Genomic DNA, 1,587 nt, shown 5'->3' on the forward strand with positions numbered 1-1,587 from the left:
CCGACCTCGAAGTTCGTGCCGGTGTGCGGACGCTGCTGTCTGCCCCGGGTTCGGCGTTGCGTGTGCAGGCCGGGGACCGGATCGGTCTGGTCGGGCGTAACGGTGCCGGGAAGACGACCACGCTGCGCATCCTGGCGGGGGAGGGCGAGCCCTATGCGGGTGCGGTGATCCGCAGCGGCGAGTTGGGGTATCTGCCGCAGGACCCGAAGGAGGGCAACCTCGACGTCCTCGCGAAGGACCGGGTGCTGTCGGCGCGGGGTCTCGACGAGATCATGCGCAAGATGGAAAAGCAGCAGACCATCATGGCCGAGGCCGTCGACGACGCGGTCCGTGACAAGGCCGTGCGCAAGTACGGTTCGCTCGAGGACCGGTTCTCCGCGCTCGGCGGGTATGTGGCCGAGTCCGAGGCGGCCCGCATCTGCAACAGCCTCGGGCTGGCGGATCGCATCCTGGAGCAGCCGCTGCGCACCCTCTCCGGTGGTCAGCGTCGCCGCGTGGAACTGGCCCGGATCCTGTTCGCGGCCTCGGACGGCTCGGGCGGCAAGTCGAACACCACGCTGCTGCTCGACGAGCCCACCAACCACCTCGACGCCGACTCGATCACGTGGTTGCGCGGTTTCCTGCAGAACCACGACGGCGGCCTGATCGTGATCAGTCACGACGTGGACCTGCTCAACGACGTCGTGAACCGGGTGTGGTTCCTCGACGCCGTGCGCGGCGAGGCCGACATCTACAACATGGGCTGGAAGAAGTACCTCGACGCCCGCGCTACCGACGAGCAGCGGCGCCGGCGTGAGCGTGCGAACGCCGAGAAGAAGGCCGGTGCGCTGCGCGTGCAGGCGGCCAAGCTCGGCGCGAAGGCGACGAAGGCGACCGCGGCGCAGAACATGGCCAAGCGCGCCGACAAGATGATGGCCGCTCTCGACGAGGTGCGGGTGGACGACAAGGTCGCGCACATCCGCTTCCCGGAGCCCGCCACCTGCGGCAAGACCCCGCTGATGGCGAAGGACCTGACCAAGATGTACGGGTCGCTGGAGATCTTCGCCGGTGTCGATCTGGCGATCGACCGTGGCAGCCGGGTGGTCGTGCTCGGGCTCAACGGTGCCGGTAAGACGACGCTGCTGCGCATCCTGGCGGGCACCGAAACGCCCAATGCGGGCGAGCTGGTGCCCGGTCACGGGCTGAAGATCGGCTACTTCGCTCAGGAACACGACACCCTCGACGACGACGCGACCGTGTGGGAGAACATCCGGCACGCCGCCCCCGACACCGGGGAGCAGGAACTGCGTTCCCTGCTGGGGGCGTTCATGTTCACCGGGCCGCAGCTCGAGCAGCCGGCCGGCACGCTGTCCGGTGGCGAGAAGACGCGTCTGGCGCTGGCCGGTCTGGTGTCGTCGGCGGCGAATGTGCTGCTGCTCGACGAGCCGACCAACAACCTCGACCCGATCTCGCGCGAGCAGGTCCTCGACGCGCTCCGCAGCTACAAGGGTGCCGTCGTCCTCGTCACGCACGATCCGGGCGCCGCCGAGGCACTGAACCCGGAGCGGGTCATCCTGCTGCCTGATGGGCAGGAAGATCACTGGTCCC

1 protein-coding gene is annotated in these 1,587 nt (G+C 68.7%); it reads left to right on the forward strand.

Annotation, left to right across the window (positions count from 1 at the left end):
* Positions 1 to 1,587 (forward strand): ABC-F family ATP-binding cassette domain-containing protein (locus DEU38_RS27910; RefSeq protein ID WP_181818981.1); only part of this gene is annotated, 1,587 nt, incomplete at both ends.

It is taken from the genome of Rhodococcus sp. AG1013, assembly GCF_003350365.1.
GTDB lineage: Bacteria > Actinomycetota > Actinomycetes > Mycobacteriales > Mycobacteriaceae > Prescottella.